The sequence below is a fragment of the Kitasatospora sp. NPDC001539 genome, assembly GCF_040298565.1.
GTDB lineage: Bacteria > Actinomycetota > Actinomycetes > Streptomycetales > Streptomycetaceae > Kitasatospora.
This window is the reverse complement of record NZ_JBEPAK010000030.1, coordinates 16,506-40,899: the sequence shown is the minus strand read 5'-3', so window position 1 is coordinate 40,899 and position 24,394 is coordinate 16,506. Positions and strand designations below refer to the sequence as shown.

At 73.2% G+C, this 24,394-nt stretch carries 20 protein-coding genes; 11 read left to right on the top strand and 9 right to left on the bottom strand.

Annotated elements, in window-relative coordinates; translation table 11 throughout:
* Positions 1 to 55: 55 nt before the first annotated feature.
* The gene (locus tag ABT247_RS08220; RefSeq protein WP_350739828.1) at positions 56 to 529 is read left to right on the top strand and encodes a nuclear transport factor 2 family protein; all 474 of its coding nucleotides are present in this window, start codon (positions 56 to 58) and stop codon (positions 527 to 529) included.
* 134 nt (positions 530 to 663) lie between these two features.
* Here ABT247_RS08220 and ABT247_RS08215 read toward each other — a convergent pair whose 3' ends face one another.
* Positions 664 to 3,585, bottom strand: coding sequence for a helix-turn-helix transcriptional regulator (locus ABT247_RS08215; protein WP_350739825.1), 2,922 nt, complete (start codon positions 3,583 to 3,585; stop codon positions 664 to 666).
* Between the two features lie 121 nt (positions 3,586 to 3,706).
* Between ABT247_RS08215 and ABT247_RS08210 the strand changes: the two genes are divergently transcribed.
* On the top strand, positions 3,707 to 4,264 hold the full coding sequence (locus tag ABT247_RS08210) for a TetR/AcrR family transcriptional regulator (RefSeq protein WP_350739823.1): 558 nt from the start codon (positions 3,707 to 3,709) through the stop codon (positions 4,262 to 4,264).
* Positions 4,265 to 4,428: 164 nt separating this feature from the next.
* Here the strand turns inward: ABT247_RS08210 and ABT247_RS08205 are convergent, their stop codons facing one another.
* The gene (locus ABT247_RS08205) at positions 4,429 to 4,620 is read right to left on the bottom strand and encodes a hypothetical protein (protein ID WP_350739820.1); all 192 of its coding nucleotides are present in this window, start codon (positions 4,618 to 4,620) and stop codon (positions 4,429 to 4,431) included.
* 663 nt (positions 4,621 to 5,283) lie between these two features.
* Between ABT247_RS08205 and ABT247_RS08200 the strand changes: the two genes are divergently transcribed.
* Positions 5,284 to 6,930 (top strand): DUF6351 family protein, encoded by a 1,647-nt coding sequence (locus tag ABT247_RS08200; protein WP_350739817.1) that lies wholly within the window; start codon positions 5,284 to 5,286, stop codon positions 6,928 to 6,930.
* Between the two features lie 179 nt (positions 6,931 to 7,109).
* Here ABT247_RS08200 and ABT247_RS08195 read toward each other — a convergent pair whose 3' ends face one another.
* On the bottom strand, positions 7,110 to 8,171 hold the full coding sequence (locus tag ABT247_RS08195; RefSeq protein WP_350739814.1) for an alpha/beta fold hydrolase: 1,062 nt from the start codon (positions 8,169 to 8,171) through the stop codon (positions 7,110 to 7,112).
* 464 nt (positions 8,172 to 8,635) lie between these two features.
* On the opposite strand from ABT247_RS08195, the gene ABT247_RS08190 reads away from it, so the two are divergent.
* Positions 8,636 to 9,187 (top strand): CGNR zinc finger domain-containing protein, encoded by a 552-nt coding sequence (locus tag ABT247_RS08190; RefSeq protein WP_350739811.1) that lies wholly within the window; start codon positions 8,636 to 8,638, stop codon positions 9,185 to 9,187.
* Between the two features lie 100 nt (positions 9,188 to 9,287).
* Here ABT247_RS08190 and ABT247_RS08185 read toward each other — a convergent pair whose 3' ends face one another.
* Complete coding sequence (locus ABT247_RS08185; RefSeq protein ID WP_350739808.1) at positions 9,288 to 9,719, bottom strand: Ohr family peroxiredoxin; 432 nt, start codon at positions 9,717 to 9,719, stop codon at positions 9,288 to 9,290.
* A 437-nt stretch (positions 9,720 to 10,156) separates the two neighbouring features.
* Positions 10,157 to 10,999 (bottom strand): alpha/beta fold hydrolase, encoded by an 843-nt coding sequence (locus ABT247_RS08180; protein WP_350739805.1) that lies wholly within the window; start codon positions 10,997 to 10,999, stop codon positions 10,157 to 10,159.
* A gap of 385 nt (positions 11,000 to 11,384) precedes the next feature.
* Here ABT247_RS08180 and ABT247_RS08175 point away from each other — a divergent pair, with 385 nt between their 5' ends.
* Together ABT247_RS08175 and ABT247_RS08170 are read left to right on the top strand one after the other, a co-directional pair.
* A complete protein-coding gene (locus ABT247_RS08175) occupies positions 11,385 to 12,302 on the top strand; it encodes an alpha/beta hydrolase (RefSeq protein WP_350739802.1) in 918 nt (305 codons plus the stop codon).
* A gap of 242 nt (positions 12,303 to 12,544) precedes the next feature.
* Positions 12,545 to 13,651 (top strand): serine hydrolase domain-containing protein, encoded by a 1,107-nt coding sequence (locus ABT247_RS08170; protein ID WP_350739799.1) that lies wholly within the window; start codon positions 12,545 to 12,547, stop codon positions 13,649 to 13,651.
* 219 nt (positions 13,652 to 13,870) lie between these two features.
* On the opposite strand, the gene ABT247_RS08165 is transcribed toward ABT247_RS08170, so the two are convergent.
* The 3 genes from ABT247_RS08165 to ABT247_RS08155 form a co-directional block, all read right to left on the bottom strand.
* A complete protein-coding gene (locus ABT247_RS08165; RefSeq protein WP_350739796.1) occupies positions 13,871 to 14,050 on the bottom strand; it encodes a hypothetical protein in 180 nt (59 codons plus the stop codon).
* A 235-nt stretch (positions 14,051 to 14,285) separates the two neighbouring features.
* Entirely contained in the window at positions 14,286 to 14,942 is a 657-nt protein-coding gene (locus ABT247_RS08160) for a TetR/AcrR family transcriptional regulator (protein WP_350739793.1), read from the bottom strand.
* Between the two features lie 25 nt (positions 14,943 to 14,967).
* On the bottom strand, positions 14,968 to 16,407 hold the full coding sequence (locus ABT247_RS08155; protein WP_350739790.1) for an MFS transporter: 1,440 nt from the start codon (positions 16,405 to 16,407) through the stop codon (positions 14,968 to 14,970).
* Positions 16,408 to 16,629: 222 nt separating this feature from the next.
* Here ABT247_RS08155 and ABT247_RS08150 point away from each other — a divergent pair, with 222 nt between their 5' ends.
* Positions 16,630 to 17,973 (top strand): GH1 family beta-glucosidase, encoded by a 1,344-nt coding sequence (locus ABT247_RS08150; protein WP_350739788.1) that lies wholly within the window; start codon positions 16,630 to 16,632, stop codon positions 17,971 to 17,973.
* Between the two features lie 95 nt (positions 17,974 to 18,068).
* On the opposite strand, the gene ABT247_RS08145 is transcribed toward ABT247_RS08150, so the two are convergent.
* A complete protein-coding gene (locus tag ABT247_RS08145) occupies positions 18,069 to 19,073 on the bottom strand; it encodes a LacI family DNA-binding transcriptional regulator (protein WP_350739786.1) in 1,005 nt (334 codons plus the stop codon).
* A gap of 279 nt (positions 19,074 to 19,352) precedes the next feature.
* Here ABT247_RS08145 and ABT247_RS08140 point away from each other — a divergent pair, with 279 nt between their 5' ends.
* The 4 genes from ABT247_RS08140 to ABT247_RS08125 are packed head-to-tail and all read left to right on the top strand — an operon-like array spanning position 19,353 to position 24,391.
* Positions 19,353 to 20,648 (top strand): ABC transporter substrate-binding protein, encoded by a 1,296-nt coding sequence (locus ABT247_RS08140; protein WP_350739783.1) that lies wholly within the window; start codon positions 19,353 to 19,355, stop codon positions 20,646 to 20,648.
* A gap of 2 nt (positions 20,649 to 20,650) precedes the next feature.
* On the top strand, positions 20,651 to 21,616 hold the full coding sequence (locus ABT247_RS08135) for a carbohydrate ABC transporter permease (RefSeq protein ID WP_350739780.1): 966 nt from the start codon (positions 20,651 to 20,653) through the stop codon (positions 21,614 to 21,616).
* A 46-nt stretch (positions 21,617 to 21,662) separates the two neighbouring features.
* Positions 21,663 to 22,508, top strand: coding sequence for a carbohydrate ABC transporter permease (locus tag ABT247_RS08130; RefSeq protein WP_350739776.1), 846 nt, complete (start codon positions 21,663 to 21,665; stop codon positions 22,506 to 22,508).
* Positions 22,505 to 24,391, top strand: coding sequence for a DUF5107 domain-containing protein (locus tag ABT247_RS08125; protein WP_350739773.1), 1,887 nt, complete (start codon positions 22,505 to 22,507; stop codon positions 24,389 to 24,391). The genes ABT247_RS08130 and ABT247_RS08125 overlap by 4 nt, the downstream gene beginning before the upstream one ends.
* Positions 24,392 to 24,394: the final 3 nt, after the last annotated feature.

Below are 24,394 nucleotides of genomic sequence, written 5' to 3'. Positions count from 1 at the left end.
GCGGGTCCGTCGTCGGACCCGCTCCGCACCACATCCGTCCCACCCGGGAGAGCCCGTGCCCGCATCCACCGAACCGTCCACCGATCCGGCGGCGAGCCACCGCGCCATCGAGAACCTGATCGCCCGCTACGCCGAACTCGTCGACGACGGCGACTTCGCGGGCCTCGGCGCCCTCCTCGCCGACGCCACCTTCACCGGCGGGGGCGAGCCCGTGCGCGGGGCCGGGGCGATCGAGCGGATGTTCCGGGACACCCTGGTCGTCCATGCCGACGGCACACCGCGCACGCATCACGTCACCACCAACATCGCCGTCGAGGTCGACGAGCGGGCGGGCACGGCGGCCGCACGCTCGTACGTGACCGTCCTTCAGGCGCTGCCCGGCTTCCCCCTGCAGCCCGTCGCCGCCGGCCGCTACCACGACCGCTTCGAACGCCGGGACGGCCGGTGGCAGTTCGCGGAACGCCGGGTCCGCATCACCCTGGTCGGCGACGTGAGCCACCACCTGCGCCGGACCGACGGGCCCCGGTGACCCGCCCTCGGCGCCGGTCGCACGCGCCGCGCCGTCCGGGTGGATCGGGCGGCTGCCGACCGTGCCGTACCGGGCGCGGCGCACCGGCACCGGTCGTCGAGGGCCCGGGCGGGGAGAGGTCCACCGGGCCCCGGTCAGGGCGCGGCGGAGTGGTGGTCGATCCGGGTCAGGGCGTCGCGGAGCGCGGCGCGGGTGGTGATGCCGAGCTTGGGGAAGGCGCGGTAGAGGTGGGCGCTGACCGTGCGGGGGGAGAGGCGGATCTGTTCGCCGATCTCCTTGTTGGTCAGGCCGCCGGCGGCCAGTTCGGCGACCCGCCGCTCCTGCCACGTCAGCGGCACCCCGGTGGGGGCCGGGGACTGGGGTGCGACCCCGGCGGCCCTCAGCTCGGCCTGCGCCTGCTCGGCCCACGCAGTGGCGCCGAGCCTGGTGAGCGCCTCGGCCGCCAGGGCGAGGGAGGTGCGGGCCGCCGCGCCGCCGCGGGTGCGGCGCACGCGGATCCCGTACGCCAGCCGGATCCGGGCCAGTTCGAACGGGAACCGTTCGGCGGCCGGGTGGGACTCGGCGCGTGCGTACATGCGCGCGGCCTCCTCCTCGTCGTCGGCCGTGACCGCCAGGGCCCCGTGGGTGATCAGGGCCAGGCGCGGGGAGATCTCGGGCAGGCCGGCGTCCCGTGCGGCGAGCGCGTGGACCCGGGCCTGCTCGGCACGTCCGGTGTGCAGGGCCGCCTCGACGAGGTCGAGGAGGGTCCGCGACGCCTGGTGGGTGTAGGGCCGGAACGCTCCCGGAGCGGTGATGCCGATGGCGTAGAGGAAGGCGGTCTCGTAGTCGCCCGCGCTGAGGGCGGTGGTCGCGCCGACGGCCTCCGCGAGCTGGGTCAGGAACCCGACACCGCGCGGACGGGCCCACGCGTCGACGGCGGCCTGGAGGTCGCGTGCCTCCTCCACCCGACCGCGCACGGCCGCGAGCTGGGCCAGGTAGGCCCGTGTCTGGTACGCGAACAAGTGGTTGCCGGGCTCCACCGCCAGGGTCAGGGCACGCTGCCCGGTGCGTTCCGCGGCGTCCCACTGGCCGAGCGCCAGCTGGTCGAGCATGATCAGGTGCAGCATGACGATGCCGCTGGACGTCGCGCCGGTGTCCAGTTCACGGTCCACGACGCGCTCCAGGTACGGCCGCAGCGGGCTCAGGACGTCGAGGTGGTAGGCGGACACGGCCAGGCGCGCGACGTCCCACGGATCCTGGTTCTCCAGGTCCGCCGAGGCCCGCTCCACCTTCTCGGACCAGCCGGCGCCATGCCGGACCACGTCGCTCCACGTGTGGGCGTACATCCAGGCCCGTTCGGTGGCGAGGCCGCCGAGGGAGGCGAGGATCTCGTGGGTGCGCTGCCACGCGGCACGGCTCCCGGCGAACTGGCTGACGGCGAGCAGGAGGCTCACCAGCCGGTCGAGCACCTCGTCGTTCCGGCCCGGGGCGTGCTGGTCCGCGTCGCTCCGGTCCGGGGCGTGATGGGCCTCGTCGCTCCGGTGCTCGTCGCTCCGGTCCGGGGCGTGGTGGTCCGCGTCGTGCTGGTCCGGGCCGCTTCCGGCTCCGGTCGGGCCGTTCCGGTCCGTCCCGCCGTCGCGCAGCCGCTCCACCGCCGCCGCGACCTGGCGGTGCGTGGCCCGCACGTCGCCGTTCTGGTAGAGCGCGAGGTAGGCGTTGGCGAGGACCGCAGCGGGGTTGTCGCCCTCTCCGGGCGCGGCGGCGAGCGCGAGGCTGTGGGCCTGGTCGAGCCGGTCGGCCTGCCCGGCGACGTACGCCGCGTCAGCGAGCCGCCTGGAGCGCTCGGCGCGGTTCTCGCTCAGCTCGGCGGCGCGGGTCAGCCAGGACACGGCCACGTGCGCCCCGCCGCGCCGGGTCGCGGACCGGGCGGCGGCTTCCAGGACGGCGGCGACGTCCTCGTCGGGGTCGAGGGTGGCGGCCGCCAGGTGGATGGCGCGCCGCTCCGGGTGCTCCTGGTGGACCTGCGCCAACACCCGGTGCGCGGCGCGGCGTTGGTCGGGCGTGGACAGCTGGACGACGCTCGAGCGCACGAGCGGGTGCCGGAAGGCGAGTTCGCCGGTGGCCGGCTCGACGACCAGCAGACCGCACGCGACCGCTTCGTCGACGCCGCGCATGCGGTACCGCACGGCCGGGGCCGGGCCGTCGCCCGACCTGGCCGTCGCGCCGTCGAGGGCACCCGTGAGCAGCTGCGCCCGGACGGTGTGGTCGAGGCGGGCGAGACGGGTGGCGTAGATCTCCTGGATCCGCCGGGGCAGCGGTACGGCGTCCGGGCCGAGGAGGTCCTCCGGCGCGCGGTCGCCGGGGCGGGAGGCGAGGTGGGTGGGCAGCTCCAGCAGGGCCAGGGGGTTTCCGCGGGCCGTGTCCAGCACGAGCGCGCGCACCTGCTTGCCCAGGTGGGGGTGGTGACGGTCCAGCAGGCAGGTGGCGTCCGCGTCCGCCAGCGCGCCGACCGGCACCTCCGGCAGCGCCGCGGTGTCGAACCGCGAGGCGATGTCGCTGCGCACGGCGACCAGGAGTTTGACGCCGGGGCTGCCGGCCAGTCGGCGGCCGATGAACCCGCAGACGTCGGCGCTCGCGTCGTCCAGCCACTGGCCGTCGTCGAGGACGAGCAGCAGGGGCCGCTTGGACGCCGTCGAGGACAGCAGGTCGAGCACGGCGATGCCGAGGGCCATGACGGACGGCGGCGGGGCGTCCACCCGGCTGGTCACGGCGTCGAACGCCGTGCGGACGACGGCGTTCGGCTGTCTCCGGCCGGGCTGGCCGCCGTCCGCGAGCAGCGGGTAGAGGAGCTGGTGCAGCCCGGCGTAGGGCAGCTCCGTCTCCGCCTCGACCCCGGTGGCGCGGATCACCAGGTGACCGTCCGCGGCCGCGAGCCGGGCCGCCAGGTCGAGCAGGGCGCTCTTGCCGACTCCAGCCTCCCCCCTGAGCACCAGGGCCTGTCCGTCGGGGACCCGGACGAACGCGGACAGCCGCGCCCGCTCGTCGTCCCGACCGACCATCACCATGCCCGGTTCCATGCCCGGTTTCCTCCCCCTACCCCGAGGTACCGCTGACCCAGCCGGTTCAACTGGATGGTTAGTTGATTACACTGTGTGAAAGTGGACCTGTCAAGTAAACGGTTAGTTAGGAGCTGGACGCATGGAGCGTGACGCCGAAGCAACGAGGCGCAGACTCATCGCGGCCGGGCGCGCCGAGTTCGCCGCGCACGGCCTGAACGGCTCCCGCGTCGACCGCATCGCCGCCGCCGCCCGGAGCAACAAGGCGCAGATCTACCACTACTTCGGGAACAAGGCTGGACTGTTCGACGCGGTCTGGAACGAGCTGGTCGAACAGATCGTCACGGGCGTGCAGGTCGACGTGGACGACCTGCCCGGGTTCGCGGCCGGCCTGAGCGACCTCTACGCCGAGTACCCGGACATCCCCCGGATCATCACCTGGCAGCGCCTGGAGCGCGGCGACGCGCTCAACGAGCTCGGGGTCGCCGAGGTGCGTTCCAGGAGTGCCGCGATCGCCGCGGCGCAGGCCAGGGGACTGGTCTCCGACCGCTTCGAGCCCGAGGTCCTGTTCGCCCTGCTCGTCCACCTCGCGATGCTGTGGGCCGCGGCCAACCCGGAGGTGCTGGCGGTGGTGGGCCTCGCCGACCGGGAGCGGCGTCGCGAGACGGTCCGCCGCATCGCCGCCGCCCTGGCGGAATGAGCTCGCACCGCGCCGGGCGGTGAGCCCGGTCGCGGAGGCGTCGCCCCATGGCGGCGGCCGTGGGCGGTCGGGCCTGCCGTGGCCGGTCGGGCCGGGGGTGGCGCGGCGTCGCCGGTCGCGGCGCTGTGGGTTGGCGCGGGCCGCCGTGGGCTGCCGTGGGCTTTTCAGATCAGGCTGCCGCACCAGGTGTTCCGGGTCAGCCAGTCGTCGTGGCTGAACCCGCCCTGCCCGGGATCGACCGTCGATGTCGGCACGGAGACGAACGTGCTCTCCGGTCGGATCCGCTCGGGCAGCTCGCGGAAGCGGTCCCGTCCGGGCTCGGGAGCCGGGGCGGACGTGTCCTTGCGAGGTTTCATCGGGTACCTCCCGCACGTGGTCGTGCTGTGGACGGGGTGCGCAGGCGCAGTGCGGCGTGCTCCCGGCGAGCTTCGCGTCGGGAGCGGGGCCGTGTCGCCTACGGCATGAGAATAACCTGTTGGAACGGTTATGGAAAGCGCCTCTTGGGCGTCGTCGTCTTGTGGGGCGGCGCTGCTTCGGTTCATGCGTCGGCTGATTGCTGGTGCTTGGCCAGGATGAGGCGATCTGGCGTCGCCATGGATAACCGTCTAGATCGGTTATGCGCTGTGCACGGTGGACCGTCGAATGACCTAAGCAACGCGGGCCGGGCGCGCACGTCGGCGACCTTCGCCCGGCCGACGGCCGCGGCCTGCGGCGCAGCCGCGCCGACCGTCAGGTTCCGCCACCGCCACTCCCGTCCCGCCGTTCGGGCGCGGAGCGGCCCAGGAAGGTGGTGATCCGCCGTCAACTGACTGATGTGCCGGGCTGCCACGCCGGGCACTGTTGGTCCCGTCGGCCCACGGGAGGGCGGGCGGACCCGGCCATGGATGGCGGCCGACGCCGGTCCGCCGGTCCGCCGGTCCGTGGGCCTGCCGCCCTCCCCGAAAAAGCGGAACACCCCGCGCACGCCGTAGCGCGCCCCTGCCGGAGCGATCCAACCTCACATCCAAGAAAGGCACTTGATGAAAAGACTGGTGACAGTACTCACGGCCGCGGTGCCCCTGGCCGCCGCGCTGTCCGCGCCGAGCGCCTCGGCGGCAGCGGGCGGCTCCGCCGCCGCCCCGTACAGCTGCACCGCCCCCGCGCTGAAGGCCCCGCCCGGCACCCAGGTGGAGAGCGTCACCGCGGTCGCGCACGCCGCGGGCACGGTGGACGTCCCCGCGGTGTTCCCGCTGGGCGAGAACCACGTCCCCGACGTACCGGCGTTCTGCGACATCACGGTGACCCTCACCCACCCCGGCCAGGGCGAGCACGCCAAGGTGCGGGTCTGGCTGCCGGCGCAGAAGTGGAACGGCCGGTTGCAGACGGTCGGCGGCAGCGCCTACGCGGCCGGCGACTACGGCACGGGCCTCGCGGCGGCGGTCAAGAGCGGCTACGCCGCCGCGACCACCGACGCGGGCGTCAGCTCGTACCTCGACACCCGGTGGGCGTTGAGGGGCGACGGCCGGGTCGACACCGCGCTGCTGGAGAACTTCGCGTCCCGGTCCGAACACGAGGCGGCGGTCGTCGCCAAGGAGGTCATCGTCGGCCACTACGCCCGCGCCGCCTCCTACTCCTACTTCAACGGCTGCTCGACCGGCGGACGCCAGGGCTACGCGGAGGCCCAGCAGTACCCGGACGACTACGACGGCATCCTCGCCAACGCGCCCGCCGTCAACTGGGACGAGTTCGAGGTCGCCACCCTGTGGCCGCAGGTGGTGATGAACGAGGAGGGGACCTACCCGACCGGGTGCGAGTTCAAGGCCTTCACCGAAGCCGCCGTCCGCGCTTGCGACGCGCAGGACGGTTCCGCGGACGGCCTGTTGGCCGATCCGGGCGCGTGCGGCTACGACCCGCGCCGACTGGTCGGCAGCACCGTCGAGTGCGAGGGCCGGCAGCTGACCATCACCGCGGCCGACGCGGAGGTGGTGCGCCGGATCTGGGACGGGCCGCGCACCCCGGCGGGGAGGAAGCTGTGGTCCGGCGTCCCGGTCGGCGCCGACCTGAGCGCCCTCGCGGGCACCACCGTCGACGACAGCGGCCGGCGGGTGGGCGCGCCCTTCCCGGTGCCGGCCGCGTGGGTGACGTCGTGGGTGCAGAAGCAGCCCGTCGCGGACGTCCCGGCCATCACCTACGAGCGGTTCGCCCAGCTGTTCAGGCAGTCCCAGGCCGAGTACGACCGGATCATCGGCACTGACGACCCCGGCCTCTCCGGGTTCCGCAAGGCCGGTGGCAAGCTCCTCACCTGGCACGGCCTCGCCGACCAGTTCATCCCCGCCGAGGGCACCGTCCGGTACCGCCAGCAGGTCGAGCGGCGGATGGGCGGGGCCCAGAAGGTCGATGACTTCTACCGCCTCTTCCTCGTGCCCGGCGCCGTGCACTGCGGTCTGAGCGGGACCGACGACCTCGCCGCGCTGACGGCCTGGGTCGAGCACGGCAAGGCCCCACGGACGCTGCCCGCCACCGTGACCAACGCCTACGGCCAGGCGGTCAGCCGGAACGTCTGCCCGTACCCCTCCGTCGCCCGGTTCCAGGGCCAGGGCCAGGGCCAGGGCCAGGGCGAGGGCCAGGGCGGCGACACCGGCGACGCCGGCTTCCGCTGCGGCCCCGCCGCCGCCACCCGGAACTGACCCGCCCGAACCCGCCGCGGCCTGCCCGCCCTTGTCATGAGTGGGCAGGCCGCGGCTCTCGGCGGAGAAAGGGCGAGGGGGTCCGGCCGTGGCCGGACCCCGTCGACGGTTCCGCTGTCCCGCTGTCCCGCTGTCCCGCTGTCCCGCTGTCCCGCTGTCCCGCTGTCCCGCTGTTCCGCTCAGAAGTGGTCCACGTCCACGACCGCCTGGGCGAACGCTGTCGGAGCCTCCTGCGGCAGGTTGTGGCCGACGCCGGCGAGCATCCGGTGCTCGTACGCCCCGGTGAACATGGCCCGGTAGGAGGAGCCGTCGCCGGGAGCGGTGAACGGGTCCAGCGCCGGGTCCAGGGTGATGGTCGGCACGGTGATGACGGGCTTGCGGGCCAGCCGCTCCTCGTAGCGGTCGTAGCGGCGTTCCCCCTCGGCGAGGCTGAGCCGCCAGCGGTAGTTGTGGATGACGATCGCGGCGTAGTCCGGGTTGTCGAAGGCGGCCGCCGTGCGCTCGAAGGTCGCGTCGTCGAACTTCCAGGTGGGGGAGACCAACTGCCAGACCAGGCGGGTCAGATCGCGCCGGAGCTTCCGGTCCTCCATGGCCTTCCGGCCGCGCTCGGTGGCGAAGTAGTACTGGTACCACCAGGTGTGCTCGGCGGCTGCCGAGATCGGCTCCAGCTGCGCCTCGCGGTTGGTGATGAGGTAGCCGCTCACCGAGACCAGGGCCTTCACCCGCGCCGGCCAGAGGGCCGCGAGGATGTCGCCGGTCCGGGAGCCCCAGTCGAAGCCGGCCACGACCGCGCGGTCGATCCGCAGGGCGTCCAGCAGGGCGATGACGTCCAGGGCGATGGCGGACTGCTGGCCGTTGCGGACCGTCCGGGGCGACAGGAACCGGGTGGTGCCGTGGCCGCGCAGGTAGGGGACGATCACGCGGTACCCGAGATCGGCGAGGAGCGGGGCGACGTCGACGTAGCTGTGGATGTCGTACGGCCAGCCGTGCAGGCACAGGACCACCGGCCCGTGCGCGGGGCCGAGTTCGGCGTACCCGACGTTCAGCAGCCCGGCCTCCACCTGCTTCAGGGGCGGGAAGGTCGTGTGGCTGCCCGGGGTGACGGCGGGCACGGCCGGGGCCTTTCCGGAGCGGCCCGGGACGGGCGCGGCGTCCGAAACCCCCTGCAGGCCGGTCAGCGAGAGCGCGGCGGCCCCGGCACCCAGCCCCAGAGCCTTGTTGAAATTGCGCCTGTCGATCATGTGATGCCTTCCGAGAGAAGCGGATGCGTCCCCTGCGCGGGACAGGGGCCGGTCGGGGCGTACCCAGGTGCACGGGGCGGCTGTCGCCGGGTGGCTCCACCCGGAGCACAAGGGCACAGAGCACAAGGGCTCCGAGCACAAGGGCGCAGAGCGTCAGGGCGTCGGGCGGAGCCGGTGGCGGGCCGGTGCACACGGTTCGCCGCCCCGCACTCTTCCGCCCACCGGAGGGCCGGGACATCGGTCATATGACGGTCAGCACCCGGGGCAGTGTGGGGTGCCGGTGGGGCCCAGCGGCTGGCCCGTGACCGGCTTGGAGGGTGACGGTGCGCTGACGACGGGTCGGCGAGGTGATGGCGAGGCCGTACGGGGGCTGTGAGTGGGGCCCGTCGTCCGAAGCGTCGGCGGGAAGGTGCGTCCGAGGGGCGGGCATTGCGTGCTCACCCATAACTTGTCAAACTGGTGATGTGATCCACGCCTTTCCCTGCGGGACCCTGCCTCTCGACTTCGTCGGGACCCTGCGCGCACGGCGCAGGGCCGCCCCGACGGAGAAGCTGGCGACCCCGGACCAGCTCGACGCGTGGTTCGTCGAGGCGGGCATGCTCGACGCCGCGCCCGGTGCCGACGAGACCGACCTCGCCATCGCCGTGGACCTGCGCGAGTCGATCTACTCGCTCGTCGTCGCCCGCCTCGACGGCGAGCCGCTGCCGCCGCGGGCCGTCGCCGAGGTGAACAAGCACGCCGCCGGGCTGCCGGTGACGCTGCGCCTGCACACCGACGGCGCCACCAGGACCGGAAGCGTGGCCCAAGGGCTCGCGGCCCTGGCCCGGGAGACCGTCGAGATCATCGGCGGAGACGAGGCGGCCCTCCTGCGGGAGTGCGCCCGACCCGAGTGCACCCAGGTCTACCTCGACCGCTCGCGCGGCCACCGGCGCGAGTGGTGCGCGATGAGGACCTGCGGGAACCGGGTCAAGGCCGCCACCTACCGCGCCCGCCAGCACAGCGGGGCCGCGTCGTGAGCACCTCGCCGGGGCCGGCCCGCCGCTGAGGCCGGCCGGCCCCGGCACGGCCTGGGTGGCGCGGGGACCCGGGCGGCCCGGGCTGGGGCTCGTGAGCGGGTCAGCCGGCCAGCGCGGTGGCGTTGACGGTGACCGGGATGTTTCCGCGCGTCGCCTTGGAGTACGGGCACAGCTGGTGTGCCGCGTCGCCCAGCTCCACGGCCATCTCCTGCTCCACACCGCCGAGTTCGAGGTTGAGGACCGCGCCCAGGCCGAACTCGCCGTCGTCGCCGTGGGTCAGTGTCACCTCGACGGTGATGGCGGTGCTCGTGAGCCGGACCTTCCGTGCGGCGGCGGCCCGGCGCACGGCCCCCAGGAAGCATGCCCCCCAGCCGGCGGCGAACAACTGCTCCGGGTTCGTCGCCCCGCCGGCGCCGCCGAGTTCCTTCGGGATGGCGAGCGGGGTGGCGAGGAGTCCGTCACTCGCGGCGACCTGGCCTCCGTTGCGACCCTCTCCCATGACGGTGACCACTCCGGTGTAGCTGACTCCCATTGGTCTGTCTCCCTGTGTCCGGGGCCGTGAGGCGGCCCTGAGGAATAACCGGTTGAACCGGTGACGATTATGGTTGGGCCTCTTGTGGGGCGTCAACCCTGCGTTCGGCGCGCGACCGGCGGGCGAGACGTTCGCGGGTGTCTGCTGTCGCTGCCTCGGATGCCCGCCGCAGGGCCCTTGATGTATCGCCAACTCGCTTGGAACAGAGCCGATGTGTGCTGCATGGCGGCGCTCGCCTCGAGTGGCTCGGAGGGGCGCACGCCGGCGCGGCCGGTATGCCTTTCCGGGTCTGGCGAGGTGGCGGGTGTGCGTCGATCGGGGCCGCACTCTGGTGATCCGTCGGATCGGAGTAACCGGTTCGAGCGGTTATGAACGCGGTCGCGAGTTGACTTGGCGTCAAGGTGCGCCCGCCCCGGACCGACGCGCCCCCGGCAGTGTCAACGGGTCGCCCGCGCGGCCTCCTCGATCACCCGGACCACGACCTCCGGACGAGCCACGGCGACCGAGTGGGAGGCCGCCACCTCGGTGACGTGGGCGTTGGCCCGCCGGGCCATGAAGAGCTGGGCCGCCGCGGGGATGTTGAGGTCCTCGGTCGTGACGACGTCCCAGCTCGGCTTCTGCTGCCAGGCGGCGACCGTCGCCGGTTCCTCCAGGGCGCGCTGGGCGATCGGGCGCTGGGTGGCGGCCATCAGCGCCGCCTGGCCGGCCGGCACATCGGCGGCGAACTGGTGACGGAACGCGTCCGTCCGGATGTACAGGTCCGTGGTGCTCGTGCCGTCCGGGCCCGGGTAGGTCACCGGGTCCAGGGCGCCCGCCAGCGTCGACCCGGGGTACCTGCCCGTCAGCTCCAGCGCCGTCTCCCCGGGGGCCGGCAGGAAGGCGGCCACGTACACCAGGGCCTTGACCTCGGGGTCGTCCGCGCCGGCCGTGCTGATGACCGAGCCCCCGTAGGAGTGGCCCACCAGGATCTTCGGCCCCGGGAGGTGGCCGGTCAGGCCGCGCAGCGAGGCCGCGTCGTAGGCGGGCCCGCGAAGCGGGTCGGCGGGGGCCACGACCGGGTACCCGTCCGCCTGCAGCCGCTTGATCACCGCGTTCCAGCTGGACGCGTCGGCGAACGCGCCGTGCTCCAGGACGATCGTCGGCTTAGCGCCGGCCGTGCCGGCGGCCGGCGCGGGCGCGCTCGCGGTGCCGCCGACCACCGTGGCGCCCACCGCGAGGACGGCGGCGGCCCGGATCGCCACGGTGGAGAACCGACGCCTGCTGATGTTGCTGCCTGCCATGGGGGAGTCCTTCCGCGGAAGTGTGATCAGCCCGGCCGACGCGCGGTGTGCGCCCCCTGGCCCGGCCCTCTCGGGCGGCAGGGGTTTCGGCGCCTTCACCCTGCCGCCATGGCGGCCAGGGGAGATCCGTCAGATGACGGTCGATCCGGACGGGCGCCGCACGCACCCAAGTCCGCCCGGGGGACCAGCACGGGCGGAACCAGGTCGCGTTCGACGGTCAACTGACTGATGCGGCGATCCCGCGGTCCGCACCAGGGTGAGTACGACCCGGAGCGCCTTCGCACGGGCACGCACACCGGCGGCCCACCCGTCCGGTACCCCCCTCCCGCCCACCCGTCCGGCACCGCCTTCCGCCACAGCCTTCCGCCCCACCAGGAGACCTTCCATGGCCCGCATGAGCGTGACCTTCGACAGCGCCGGCATCGACATCGCCGCCCACCTCCACACGCCCGACGCCCCGGCGGCGGCCGGCCCGTGGCCCGCCCTCGTGGTCGGCCACCCCGGCACCAGTGTCAAGGAGCAGTCCTCCGGCCTGTACGCGCGGCGGCTGGCCGAGCGCGGCTTCGCCACCCTCGCCTTCGACGCCGCGCACCAGGGCGAGTCCGGCGGCCTGCCCCGGGGCCTGGAGGACCCCGGCCAGCGGGTCGAGGACTTCAAGGCGGCCGTCTCCTACCTGAGCCTTCGCGAGGACGTCGACGCCGCCCGCATCGGGCTCCTCGGCATCTGCGCCTCCGGCGGCTACTCGCTCGCCGCGGCGGGCGGGGACCGCCGGGTCAGGGCCGTCGCCACCGTCAGCGGCGTCGACGTGGCCCGGCAGTTCCGGCTCGGCGCTGCCGGCACCCAGGACCCGGCCGTCTTCCTGAGCCTGCTCGACGCGGCCGCCCACGCCCGTACCCTGGCGGCCCGCGGAGAGGACCCCGGCGCCCTGCCGGTCTTCCCGGAGAGCGCCGAACAGGCCCGTGAACTCGGTGGCGAGCACGCGGTGGAGGGGTTCGAGTACTACTGCACCGCCCGTGGCCGGCACGAGCGTTCCGCCAGGACCCTCGCCTGGCCCAGCATCGACAAGCTGGCCGCCTTCGACGCCTTCCACGCCGTCCTGCTGATCGGCCCCCGGCCGCTGCTCCAGATCGTGGGCACCAGGGCCGTCACCGACTGGATGGCCGTCGAAGTCCACCAGCGCGCCACCGGCCCCAAGGAGCTGTACCGGATCAAGGGGGCCAGCCACGTCGACCTCTACGACCGGAAGGAGTACGTCGACCCGGCCGTCGACAAGCTCACCGCGTTCTTCACGGCGAACCTCTGAGCGCGCCGCCCGCCACCACCGCACTCAGGAACGGCCACCTGCCGCTCCGCCCCCGTCCGCCCCGGCAGGGCTCCCGGGCGGTGGTCGCGGCGGCCGCACCGATGTGGTGGGGGTACCGCGTCGCATCACCCACGGGACGGTCCAGGGTCATTATCAGGGTGATCACTGATGGCGGCGCCGGCTGCGCGCAGCAGAGTTGGCGCGGTCAACCCGTCCCACGAGCGCCGTTCAGGAGAAGCTCGATGCGCATCCGTCTCGCCGTCACCACCGTCGCCCTGGCCACTGCTCTCGCGGCGGGGGCGGCTGCACCCGCCATCGCCGCGAGGCCTGCTTCCGGCGCCCCGATGTCCGCGACGCCCACCGTGCAGGACATCCTCGGCCGCCTGCCCGACGACGTCGTCGCGGGCGCACTGATCAGGAGGGACGGTGTGGGCGCCACCGCCGGCCCGGTCACCGCCGATGCGTACCTACGGATCGGCAGTGTCACCAAGGTGTTCACCAACACGGTGGTGCTCCAACTCGTCGCCGAGCACCGGATCGGACTGGACACACCGGCACGGCGGTACGTCCCCGAGGTCCTGCCCGAGGCGTACGCCGGCGTCACGGTGCGCCAGCTGCTCGACCACACCAGCGGCCTGCCCAAGCCCGCCGGGACCCCCGGTCCGGCCGACGGACCCGGATGGCAGCTCAAGTCCGTGGCGCCCGGGGACTTCCTGCGCGAGTCCTTCGCTGCCGCGGCCGACGAGGTGCCGCCGGCAACGCCCGCCGCACAGCAGTACAACGGGCTCAACTCCCTGGTCCTCGGCCTGATCGTCGAGAAGGTCACCGGCCGCTCCTTCACCGCCGAACTGGAGCGCCGGATCATCCGGCCGCTGCACCTGAGCCACACCAGCCTGCCCGCCGCCGACGACCCGGCGCTGCCCTCGCCCCACGCGGAGGTGTACCTCGACGGACAGGACGTGACCGAGCAGAGCCCGTACCCGTGGGCCGAAGGCGGCATGATCTCCACCGCCGCCGACCTGGACCGCTTCCTGACCGCGCTGTTCCGGGGGCGTCTGCTCCCGCCCGCCCAGCAGGAGCTGGTGTTCGAGGTGCCCGACGTGTCGAACGGCGTCGACAACACCAACTGCGTCAAGGACCCCTGCTACAGCGTCGGCGGGCTCATGCGCTACCAGCTTCCGAACGGCGAGTACGTCTGGGGCAAGACGGGTTCCCGTCCCGGCTGGGACAACGGGTTCTTCGCCACCCGCGATCTCCGTCACCGGCTGGAGTACTCCCTGAACCCGACGGGGGCGGGCAACGACCTCCCGTACATCAAGGCGCTCGTCAACGCCGGACTCGCCGACTGACGGCCGGCGAACCGTCCGTACCGCCCGGGGCGGGTCCGACCGATGACCGGAGCCGGGGCGACCCGGCGGACCTCCTCGGTCACTGCACCGGTCGCGCGCCGAGGTCGATGTGCGCGGGAGGGTATTCACCAACGGGTCCTGAGGGCAACCGCGTTGTACCGGCCGGCAGTATCGACCCGCGGGATCGGGGCGCGGAGCGGGCGGCCTGCTGATCCGGTGTCACCAGCCGGTCAGGACGGCGCCGAGTACGACGGCGGCCGCCGCCAGGAATCCGAGCAACCAGGGCAGGTCGGGCAGCGTGCCGACGGTCTTCTCGAACGCCGTCGGCGTGCAGGAGGCGGCGCGGGCGGCTCGTGGTGGGGGCGCGATCGGCGCCGGCTCGTTCGCGGTGGTGTTCATCGGTTCCTCTTGGAGGTTCGTAAGGGGGATTCCCGAGGGGCATGACGGCCCGATCGGCCCGCCCGACGGGTCATCAGGTCCTCGCACGGCGCCCCGGGGGCCGTCCGAGGTGGGTGGTCGGGAGGCATGCGTTCGCGGTGGGCGTTCGACAGCGCACAGAGCCCACCGCGAACGCACAGGCCGCTCGGGGCCGCCGGAGTCGGCACCGGGTCGGGTGCGCCGGGTGCGGTGGTGCTCAGTCCGCTTGGCGCGCAGGCGTGTTGGCGCGGATCAGGGTGTCGTCGATGGCGGGGTGGGCGAGGGGTTCGGCGGCCGGGCGGAAGCCGGCCAGCACGATGGCGAGGTGGCGGCGCCAGACGCCGGGCACCTGGCCCTCGGTGTCGTCGATGAGGACGCGCAGCGCGAGTAGGGCGGCGTAGACGTCGGTGCGGGTGATCTCCTCGCGCACCCGGCCGGTGTGCTTGGCGCGGGCGAGGAGGTCGTCGACCAGGGTGAGCAGTTCCGCGCGGCGTTCGTCGGCCTCCGGGGGGATGGCCGCCCACAGGCGGGTGAGCCAGCCGTGGCGGACGGCCAGTACCGCGCCGGTGTCCCAGAGCGCCTGTTCCAGGGCCCGGCCGTCCGGCTGCTGTTCGGCCGCGCGGCGGAAGCAGGCGAGGATGGAGTCGAGGATCTCGTCGCTGAGTGCGGCGAGCAGGGACTCCTTGGTGGGGAAGCGCCGGTAGAGGGTGCCCATGCCGACGCCGGCGCGTCCGGCGATCTCCTCGACTCCCGCGTCGGGGCCGAGTTCGGCGAAGACCTCCCACGCGGCCCGCAGCAGCTTCTCCCGGTTCTGTGCCGCGTCGCGGCGCAGGGCCTTGGGCTTGCCGGGGGCGGGCCGGTGGGGGGTGGTCATCGCGGGGTCCGGTCCTCGTGCTCGGTCACCGGTTCACCGTGGTGAGCCGGGGCGATCCCACGCTGTGGTCGCTCCGGTGGCGCCGGGCCGTCGGGATGGCCAGCGACGCGGCGGCCGCGAGCCCGGCGCCGATGGTCAGGAACCAGAAGGTGCTGGTGTAGCCGGAGTCCTGGGGGAACGGGTGGGCGGCCGTGACCCCGGAGGACAGGATACTGGCCGCCACCGCGCTGCCGATCGCCCCGCCGATGGTGCGGATGTTGGCGTTCATGCCGCTGGCCGCGCCGGTCTGGGCCGGGAGGACGGCTTCGACGACGATGGCGGACATGGCGGAGAAGGCGAGTCCGAGGCCGATGCCGATCAGGGCGGAGGCGGTGTAGATCTGCCAGGCGTGGTCGTGCCGGAGGGCCAGCATCGCGAACGGGACGATGCTGATCAGGCTGCCGGCGACCAGCACGCGCTTGGAGCCGTAGCGGGAGGCGAGCCTGCCGGCCAGCACGCCGAGGGCGAACATGCCGCCGGTCATCGGGAGCATGTAGAGACCGGACCGGGTGACGCTCGCGGTGAAGCCGTAGCCGGCGAGCTTCTCGGGCGTCTGGACCAGTTGCGGCAGGAATGTCATCGAGGTGTACATCCCGATGCCGAAGAGCAGCGCGACGAGGTTGGTGGTCCAGACGGCCGGGATCCGCATCACGCGCATGTCGATCAGCGGGGAGGCGGAGCGCAGCTCGGTCACGATCCAGTAGCCGGCGAAGACCACCGCGGCCGCGAACAGGCCCAGGATCCGCAGGGAGCCCCAGCCCCACTTCTGCCCCTCGCTGACCGCGAGCAGGAGGGCCACCAGCCAGACGGAGAGCAGGAGCCCGGCGCGCCAGTCGATGGGGCCGGGGACGCGCACGGGGGATTCGGGGACGAAGAGGTAGGTGGCGATCGCGGCGGCGCAGATGAGGACCATCGGCGCCCAGAACAGCCAGTGGTAGTCCAGGTGGTCGACGATCGGTCCGGCCATGATCAGGCCGAGCCCGGCGCCCACGGCGGTGAGCGCGGCCGTGACGCCGACGGCGCTGCGGACCTTGGCGGGCGGGAACTCGTCGCGGATGATGCCGAAGGCCAGCGGCACCACGGCGCCGCCCGTCCCCTGGATGACCCGCGCGACGATCATCGGGCCGACGGAGTGGGAGGCTCCGGCCAGCGCGGACCCGGCGGCGAGGGCGACGAGCGTGACGATCAGCATCCGCTCCTTACTGACCTTGTCGCCGATCCGGGCCAGGATCGGGGTGGCCACGGAGGCGGACAGCAGGTAGCCGGTCATCAGCCAGGTCGCGGTGGACTGGGTGGTGTGCAGGCGCTCCATCAGGGTCGGCAGGACCGGGACCACCAGCGACTGCAGCAGGGAGAACGCGCCGACGCCGAGCAGCAGCACGGCGAAGGTCAGGTTGTAGTGGGGGCGGGCGGCTGTTCGGGGCATGGGTGTGGGCTCCAGCAGGACAACGGTTAAGCGGAGAAATGGCTCCGCATTCCTCGAGGCTAACAGAAGCGGAGAACGGACTCCGCATGGCGGTCCGCCGGAGGGTGACCCGCATTTGACTGGGTCGGGTGGGTGGCACCGCTCCGGGCCCCGACCTCCTCTGGCGTTCCGGCGTGGCGCCAGTAATATGAGGACTCCTCATGTTTTCGTCAGGAGGCTGCCATGCCGGACCGCTACGACCTGCCGGCGGGGTTCCGCTGGGGTGCCGCCACCGCCGCGTACCAGATCGAGGGCGCGGTCGACGAGGACGGCCGCGGCCCCTCCGTCTGGGACACCTTCGTCACCCGCCCCGGCGCCGTCCGGGACGGGCACACGGGTGCGGTCGCCTGCGACCACTACCACCGCTACCCGGAGGACATCGCCCTGATGAGGGGCCTGGGGCTGGACGGCTACCGCTTCTCCATCGCCTGGCCCCGCGTGGTGCCCACCGGCAGCGGCCCGGTGAACCCCGCCGGGCTCGCCTTCTACGACCGCCTCGTCGACGCGCTCCTCGGCGCCGGCATCACGCCCCTCCCCACCCTCTTCCACTGGGACCTCCCGCAGGGCCTCGAAGACCACGGCGGCTGGCTCAACCGCGACACCGCGTACCGCTTCGCCGAGTACGCCGCGATCGTCGCGGACCGCCTCGGCGACCGGATCCCCGCCTGGATCACCCTCAACGAGCCCTTCGTCCACACCGTCTTCGGCTACGCCCTGGGCGTCCACGCCCCCGGCCGCACCCTGATGTTCGAGGCCCTGCCGGCGGCCCACCACCAGCTCCTCGGTCACGGCCTGGCCGCCTCGGTCCTGCACGAGCGCGGCCTGGAGGTGATGCTCTCCAACAACCTGACACTGGTGGAGCCGGCCTCGGACTCTGCTGCCGACGCGGCCGCCGCCGAGGCGTACGACGTCCTGCACAACCGGTTGTTCACCGACCCGGTGCTGCTCGGCCGCTACCCCGACCTCTCCGTCCTCGGCGTGCCCGACGACGTCTTCGGTGCCGTCCGCCCCGGCGACCTCGGTCTCATCCACAGCCCCGGCCTCGACGGCCTCGGCCTCAACTTCTACAACCCCACCCGCGTCGCCGCCCCCATCGACCCGGGCCTGCCCTTCGACCTCGTCGACATCCCCGACGTCCCCCACACCGCCTTCGGCTGGCCCGTGGTCCCCGGCGCCCTCACCGGCCTCCTCCTCGGTCTCCGCGACACGTACGGCAAGGCCCTCCCGCCCGTCACCATCACCGAGAACGGCTGCTCCGTCGAGGAGTTCACCGACCCCGACCAACCCCGCATCGACTTCCTGGCCGCCCACCTCGACGCCCTCGGTCGTGCCGTCGCCGAGGGCGTCGACGTCCGCGGCTACTACACCTGGTCCCTGCTCGACAACTTCGAATGGGCGGAGGGGCTGTTCAGTCAGCGCTTCGGTCTGGTCCACGTCGACTTCGCCACGCAGGTGCGCACCCCCAGGGCCTCGTACGCCTGGTACCGCGACCTGATCGCCGCCCACCGGGCGAGGTCGGGGGAGTAGCCGGGGCCGTCGGCCCCGGGTCGGACGGCGCGCCGGCCGGGCCGGCCACCGTCGGGCCGACCGCGGGTCCGGCGGGGCGGTGGCGGGCCGGCCGGTCAGCGGGTGCCGACCGGGCCGGTGCTGTCCCGGACGACCAGCTCGGGGCGCAGCAGCTGGATCGAGTTGGCCGGGGTGCCCGCCCGGGTGAGGGCGCGCAGCAGCAGCTCGATCGCCTCCCGGGCCATCTCCCGCTTGGGGATGGCCACGGTGGTGAGCGCCGGCCGGGCCACGCCGACCTCCGGGTTGTCGTCGTGTCCGACGATCGACAGGTCGTGCGGGACGGAGCGGCCCGAGGCCCGGGCCGCCTCCAGGGCGCCGAGGGCCAGGACGTCGTGGGTGGCGAAGACCGCGGTGATGGTCGGGTCGGCCGTCAGCGCCGCCGTCGCCGCCGCGAAGCCGCCTGCGGGCGTGGGTTCGGGTGCCAGGTGGACGGCGGCCTCCGGGACGGTCAGGCCGTCGGCGGTGAAGGCCCGCCGGAAGCCGGCCACCCGCGGGCCGTGGTCCGGGCTGGCGAGCACGGCGACGCGTTCGTGCCCGAGTTCGCGCAGGTGGCGTCCGGCCAGGTGGCCGGCCCGCTCGTAGTCGATGGTGACCACCGGGAAGCGGTCGGGGGCGTCGGTCTCCCAGGCGCACAGGGCGACCGGGAAGGCGGCCTCGGCCAGGAGCGGCAGGTGGTCGATCAGGTCCCGGTCGCCGGCGATCAGCAGGGCGTCCACCGAGCGGCTGGTCAGTCCGGCCAGGTGCCGCTTGGCGCGCTCGCCGTCGAGCCGGGTGGTGCACAGCAGCAGGTGGTAGCCGTTCGCGTCGAGGACGTCCTCGACCTCCTCGACGATGTCGGCGTAGAAGGAGCCGGTCACGGTGGGGACGAACAGCCCCACCGTCCTGGTGGCGCCGGTGGCGAGGGAGCGCGCGACCAGGTTGGGGGTGTACCCCAGTTCCTCGATCGCGGCGCGCACCCGGGCCGCGGTCGCCGTGCCCACGGCGCCCCGCCCCCGGATGACGTTGGAGACGGTCTGCTTCGTGACCCCGGCACGCTCGGCCACGTCCTGCATCGTCACCATGACTGGATCCTTCGATTTACCGGTCAATTCGCCTCCGTGCAACGTAGGGCACGGGAGCAGCGGCGTCAAGGATCGCAAATCCGCTGTGCACAGCGCTACTTGACGGGTAGTTGCGGCGGCCGGGCCCACCAGGTCCGCGCCGTCGGGGAATTCTGCAAGAACGCTTGATTTACCGGTCAACCCGACCGTATCGTCCCAGCCATCCAGCCGCCCGCCGTCCTCGGCCCCCGGCTGACGACACGTCCGCGCGGCTTCTCGCGCCACCGAGAGGAACCACCCATGGGCAGAACGACCAACTCCGCCGCCCGCGTCGTCGGCGCGGCGACCGCCGCCGCACTCGCCCTCGGCGTGAGCGCCTGCGGCGGCTCGGGCAGCGGCGCGAAGGCCGACGGAGGCTTCACCTACTGGTCGATGTGGCGTGCCGACGAGCCGCAGGCCAAGGTGCTGAAGGCCGCGATCGCCGACTTCACCGCCGCCACCGGCGCCAAGGTGGACATCACCTGGGCGGGCCGCGACATCGCCAAGAAGATCGGTCCGGCGATCGCCGCCAACCAGGCACCGGACCTGTGGGACCAGTCCGACGACAAGGTCTACGGCGCCACCGCCTCGGCCGGACAGGCCCTCGACCTCTCGCCCTTGCTCGACCAGCGGATCCCGGAGGAGAACGTCCCGGTCTCGCAGGTCATCCCGGCCAAGTACTTCGACATGCTGCCGAAGGACCCGTCCGGCGCGAACCACTACCTGATCCCGTACGAGGTCGTCACCAACGCCATGTTCTACAACGCGGCCGACCCCGTCCTCGCGTCGGCCATGCCGACCCCGCCCACCGACTGGGCCGGGCTGCTCAAGGTCTGCGACGCCCTGAAATCGGCGGGGAAGGCCTGCATCGCCTCCGAGGGCGAGGACCCGTGGAGCAACGCGCTGTACTTCGACTACCTGCTCAACGGCGCCGGGGTGAACGTCGCCAAGCTCGCCGCCGACACGTCCGGCGCGACCTGGGACGACCCGGCGGTCCTCACCGCCGCGCAGCAGATCGAGCAGTTGGTCAGGGGCGGCCACCTGATCGCCGGCTACGACGCCACCAAGTACCCGGCGCAGGAGACCAACTGGGCGAACGGCAAGGCCGCCTTCTACATCGACGGCAACTACGTCACCGCCGAGGTCGCCCAACAGGTCCCGGCCGGCTGGAAGTCGGCGTCGATCCTGCCGCCCACCGCGAAGACCCCGGACGCCAACCTGATCGGCTTCGCGATCCCCAAGCGGGCGAAGAACGCCGCCGCGGCACAGAAGTTCATCGCGTTCTTCCTGCAGAAGAAGCAGCTGTCCGGCATCGCGACCACCGCCCTCAACCTCACCCCGCGCAAGGACATCCCGGCCCCCGCCGAACTGGCCGACGCCCAGCGGGCCCTCGAGGCCCCGGCCGTCCGCCTCACCTTCGACGGCGTGTCCGGCGCCTGGCTGCCCAAGGTCCTCAACGAGAACTACCTCGACCTGTGGCACGGCAAGACGACGGCCGCGCAGTTCGTCGCCAAGTGCAAGGCCGACCAGGTCGCCTACTGGCGGGCCCAGGGCTGACGGTGGCGACGACGATCGAGAGCCCGCCCCGGACGGACACCGCCCAGGGCCGGCCCACCCGTGCCGCGCGCGCCGGAGCCGGCCCGCTGGAGCGGCAGCGCCGCAGGACGTTCTGGCCGTTCACCGCACCCGCGCTGATCGCGTACGCGGTGCTCTTCCTCGCCCCGGTCGGGTTCGCGCTGTGGACCAGCCTGTACCGGTGGGACGGCATGGGCGCGATGGAGTGGCGCGGCCTGCGGAACTACACGCTGCTCTTCCAGGACCCGAACTTCCGCACCTCGCTGGTCAACACGCTGGAACTGATGGTCGTCGGCGGAGCCGTCACCTTCGTGCTCAGCTTCGCGCTGACCCTGGTGCTGCGGGAGATGCGGGCCCGGCTCTTCGCCCGCTCGGTGCTGTTCTTCCCCTCGCTGGTCAACGGCATGGTCTTCGGCATCGCCGCCGGGTTCCTGTTCTCGCCCACCGGTCCGGTGAACCAGGCGCTGAAGCTGTTCGGGGTGACCACCCCGCCCAAGTGGCTGTCGACGGACAACCTGCTGCCGATGGTCCTCGGCACCCTGGTCTGGACGGCCACGGGCTACTACACCTCGATCATCATGGCGGCGGTCGACCAGATCCCCGACTACCTCTACGAGGCGGCCGAACTGGACGGCGCCGGCCCGTTCCAGCGCTTCCGCCACATCACCCTGCCGTGCGCCTGGGACGTCATCGCGGTCTGCGCGGTGCTGTGGACCGTCAGCTCGGTGAAGATCTTCGAACTCATCCTGCTCTACGGCGGCAGCACCAACGCCTTCCCGCCGGTGAGCAGTTGGAACACCGCCGTGTACGTGTACGCCGAGGCGTTCCCGCAGGGCACCGTCCCCCGGCTGGGCACCGCCACCGCCGCCGCCGTGGTCAGCCTGGCCATGGTCACGCTGGTGACCGTCGTCCTGCGCCGCCTGCTGCGCCGCGACCCGGTCGAGTACTGACCCGCCGCGCCCCGGCCCCCCACCGCCACCCGAAAGGCCACCACCCGTGCGACGCCGAACCACGGCCGCGGGACTCGCGAACAGGATCGGCACGACGGCCGTCTGGCTCGTCGTCGCCGCCGACCTGCTGCTGGTCCTGTGGATCCTCCTCACCTCGCTGCGCAGCGGCCCCGACATCCTCCGGAACGGCTTCGGCCTGCCGACCAGCCCGCAGTCCGGCAACTACACCACCGCGCTCGACCAGGGCGGCTTCGCACGGGCGGCCCTCAACAGCGTGATCACCGGCGGCTGCTCCTCGCTCGTCGCCGTCGCCCTCGCCGCGCCCTGCGCCTACGCGCTCGCCCGGCGCCGTTCGCGGACCTCCTCGGCGCTGACGATGACCTTCGCCATGGGTCTCGGCGTGCCCGGACAGGTCCTGGTGGTGCCGCTGTTCGTCGGCCTGTCCAGGATCGGACTGACCGACAGCGACCTCGGCCTGACCCTCGTCTACGTCGGCCTGGCCATGCCCTTCACGGTCTTCCTGCTGACCGGGTTCTTCAGCGGCATCCCCGGCGTCCTGGAGGAGGCGGCCGTCCTGGACGGCGCCGGGCCGGTGCGCACCTTCGTCCAGGTGGTCCTGCCGGTCGCCCGCGGCGGGCTGATCACCGCCTTCCTCCTCCAGTTCATCGCCGCCTGGAACGAGACCCTGTTCGCCCTCGTCCTGACGAACAGCCAGGACCGGCTCACCCTGCCGGTGGCACTCGCGTCGTTCGTCGCGGCACAGCAGTTCAACGGCCTGGACTACGGCACGATGTTCGCCGGAGTCTGCATCATCCTCGCCCCGATGATCGCGCTCTTCTCCTGGGCGGGCACGCGGATCATCCAGGGCATGACGGTTGGAATCGGCAAATGACCTCGACCCTGCGCACCGACCTGCTCCGCATCGACGGCACCCCCGACCCGCTCGGCGGCACCCTGCCGATCCTGCACGGCCTTCCCGACCGGGTCGGCGCGGGCGCCGGGGTCGACGAGGAGATGCGCCGCAACCTGGCGTACGGGGTGCCCGGCACGCTGCTCCCGTACACCCGGCAGGGCGGCTACGACCGGGTCCGCAGCGAACGCCGGCTCCCCTGCGTCGTGCTGGAGAACGAGACCCTCACCGCGACCTTCCTGCCCTCCCTCGGCGGGCGGCTGTGGTCCCTGGTGCACCGCCCCGACGGACGCGAACTGCTGCACCGCAACCCGATCCTCCAGCCCGCCAACCTCGCCCTGCGCGACGCCTGGCTGGCCGGCGGGGTGGAGTGGAACCTCGGCACCACCGGGCACTGGCCGCTGACCTGCGAGCCGCTGCACGCCGCCCGGGTGAGCGCACCCGACGGCACCCCGGTGCTGCGGATGTACGCCTTCGAACGGCTGCGGCGCCTGGTGCTGCGCATGGACACCTGGCTGCCCGCCGGCTCCCCGGTGCTGTACGTCCACGTCGCGGTGCACAACCCCGCGCCGACCGCGACACCGGTCTACTGGTGGTCCAACATCGCCGTGCCGGAGAGCCGGGACGTCCGCGTCCTCGGCCCGGCGGACCACGCCTTCCACTGCGACTACGTCAGCGACCTGCGTCGCGTCCCCTTCCCGGACACCGACGGCGCCGACCGCAGTTACCCGGGCCGGGCGCGCCGGGCGGCCGACTACTTCCTCGACGTCCCCGCCGGCGAACGCCCCTGGATCGCCGCGCTGGACGCGACCGGCACCGGACTCGTCCAGACCTCCACCGCCCGGCTGCGCGGACGCAAGATGTTCTGCTGGGGCACCGGCACCGGTGGCCGGCACTGGCAGGAGTGGCTCTCCGGCCCGGACTCCGCCTACCTGGAGATCCAGGCGGGCCTGGCCCGCACCCAGCTGGAGCACATGCCGCTGCCCGGTGGCGCCACCTGGTCCTGGACCGAGGCGTACGGCCTGCTGGCGGTCGATCCCGACACGGTGCACGGGAGTTGGGACACCGCCCGGAAGGCCGCCGGCGAGGCGCTGGACCTGCTCGCCCCGCCGCCGGACCTGGAGACGGCCCACGCGCTGGCCGACCGGTTCGGCGAACCGGAGGAGGTGCTGGCCGAGGGCGACGGCTGGGCCGCGCTGGAGATCGAGGCCGGCGCCCTGCCCGCCCTGCCCGGACTGCCGTTCGGCAGCTCGGCCGCGGCCCAGGAGCCCTGGCGGCAACTCCTGCGGACCGGCAGCCTCCCGGTCTGCGACCCGCCGGCCGAGCCCGTCACGGGGGCGCACTGGCGGCTGCTGCTGGAGGAGAGCGCCGCGGACTGGCACGCCCTCTACCAGCTCGGACTGCTCCGGCTCGCCGCCGGGGAACCGGAGTCCGCGCATGACGCCTTCGCACGCTCCGTCGCCGCCCAGGCCTCGCCCTGGGCGCTGCGCTCGCTCGCCTTCCTCGCGCCGGACCGGCAGGAGGCCGCCGACCTCATGGTCGAGGCCCACCGACTCCGCCCGGGCCTGCGGGAGCTGACGATCGAGACGCTGGAGGCGCTGAAGCGCGCCGAGCGCCCCGCCCAGGCCCTCGCGCTGATCGGGGAACTGACCCCGGCCGACCGGGCGCACGGCCGGATCAGACTGGCCGAAGCGGAGGCGGCGCACGCCTCCGGCGACGACGACCGGGTCCGGCGCCTCCTGAGGGAGGGCATCCAGGTCGACACCATGCGCGAGGGCGAGCTCTCCCTGGACGCCCTCTGGCTCGCCGTCCACCCCGGAACGCCGGTGCCGGCGCACTACGACTTCCGCATGGCGGACGGCTGAGCC

Bases quoted from the DNA above. Each gene is read 5' to 3' on its own strand.
- ABT247_RS08145 (WP_350739786.1), bottom strand. From the start codon at position 19,073: ATGGTGACGATGCAGGACGTGGCCGAGCGTGCCGGGGTCACGAAGCAG.
- ABT247_RS08140 (WP_350739783.1), top strand. From the start codon at position 19,353: ATGGGCAGAACGACCAACTCCGCCGCCCGCGTCGTCGGCGCGGCGACC.
- ABT247_RS08155 (WP_350739790.1), bottom strand. From the start codon at position 16,407: ATGCCCCGAACAGCCGCCCGCCCCCACTACAACCTGACCTTCGCCGTG.
- ABT247_RS08170 (WP_350739799.1), top strand. From the start codon at position 12,545: ATGCGCATCCGTCTCGCCGTCACCACCGTCGCCCTGGCCACTGCTCTC.
- ABT247_RS08125 (WP_350739773.1), top strand. From the start codon at position 22,505: ATGACCTCGACCCTGCGCACCGACCTGCTCCGCATCGACGGCACCCCC.
- ABT247_RS08195 (WP_350739814.1), bottom strand. From the start codon at position 8,171: ATGATCGACAGGCGCAATTTCAACAAGGCTCTGGGGCTGGGTGCCGGG.
- ABT247_RS08185 (WP_350739808.1), bottom strand. From the start codon at position 9,719: ATGGGAGTCAGCTACACCGGAGTGGTCACCGTCATGGGAGAGGGTCGC.
- ABT247_RS08210 (WP_350739823.1), top strand. From the start codon at position 3,707: ATGGAGCGTGACGCCGAAGCAACGAGGCGCAGACTCATCGCGGCCGGG.
- ABT247_RS08150 (WP_350739788.1), top strand. From the start codon at position 16,630: ATGCCGGACCGCTACGACCTGCCGGCGGGGTTCCGCTGGGGTGCCGCC.
- ABT247_RS08200 (WP_350739817.1), top strand. From the start codon at position 5,284: ATGAAAAGACTGGTGACAGTACTCACGGCCGCGGTGCCCCTGGCCGCC.
- ABT247_RS08215 (WP_350739825.1), bottom strand. From the start codon at position 3,585: ATGGAACCGGGCATGGTGATGGTCGGTCGGGACGACGAGCGGGCGCGG.
- ABT247_RS08160 (WP_350739793.1), bottom strand. From the start codon at position 14,942: ATGACCACCCCCCACCGGCCCGCCCCCGGCAAGCCCAAGGCCCTGCGC.
- ABT247_RS08175 (WP_350739802.1), top strand. From the start codon at position 11,385: ATGGCCCGCATGAGCGTGACCTTCGACAGCGCCGGCATCGACATCGCC.
- ABT247_RS08165 (WP_350739796.1), bottom strand. From the start codon at position 14,050: ATGAACACCACCGCGAACGAGCCGGCGCCGATCGCGCCCCCACCACGA.
- ABT247_RS08205 (WP_350739820.1), bottom strand. From the start codon at position 4,620: ATGAAACCTCGCAAGGACACGTCCGCCCCGGCTCCCGAGCCCGGACGG.
- ABT247_RS08180 (WP_350739805.1), bottom strand. From the start codon at position 10,999: ATGGCAGGCAGCAACATCAGCAGGCGTCGGTTCTCCACCGTGGCGATC.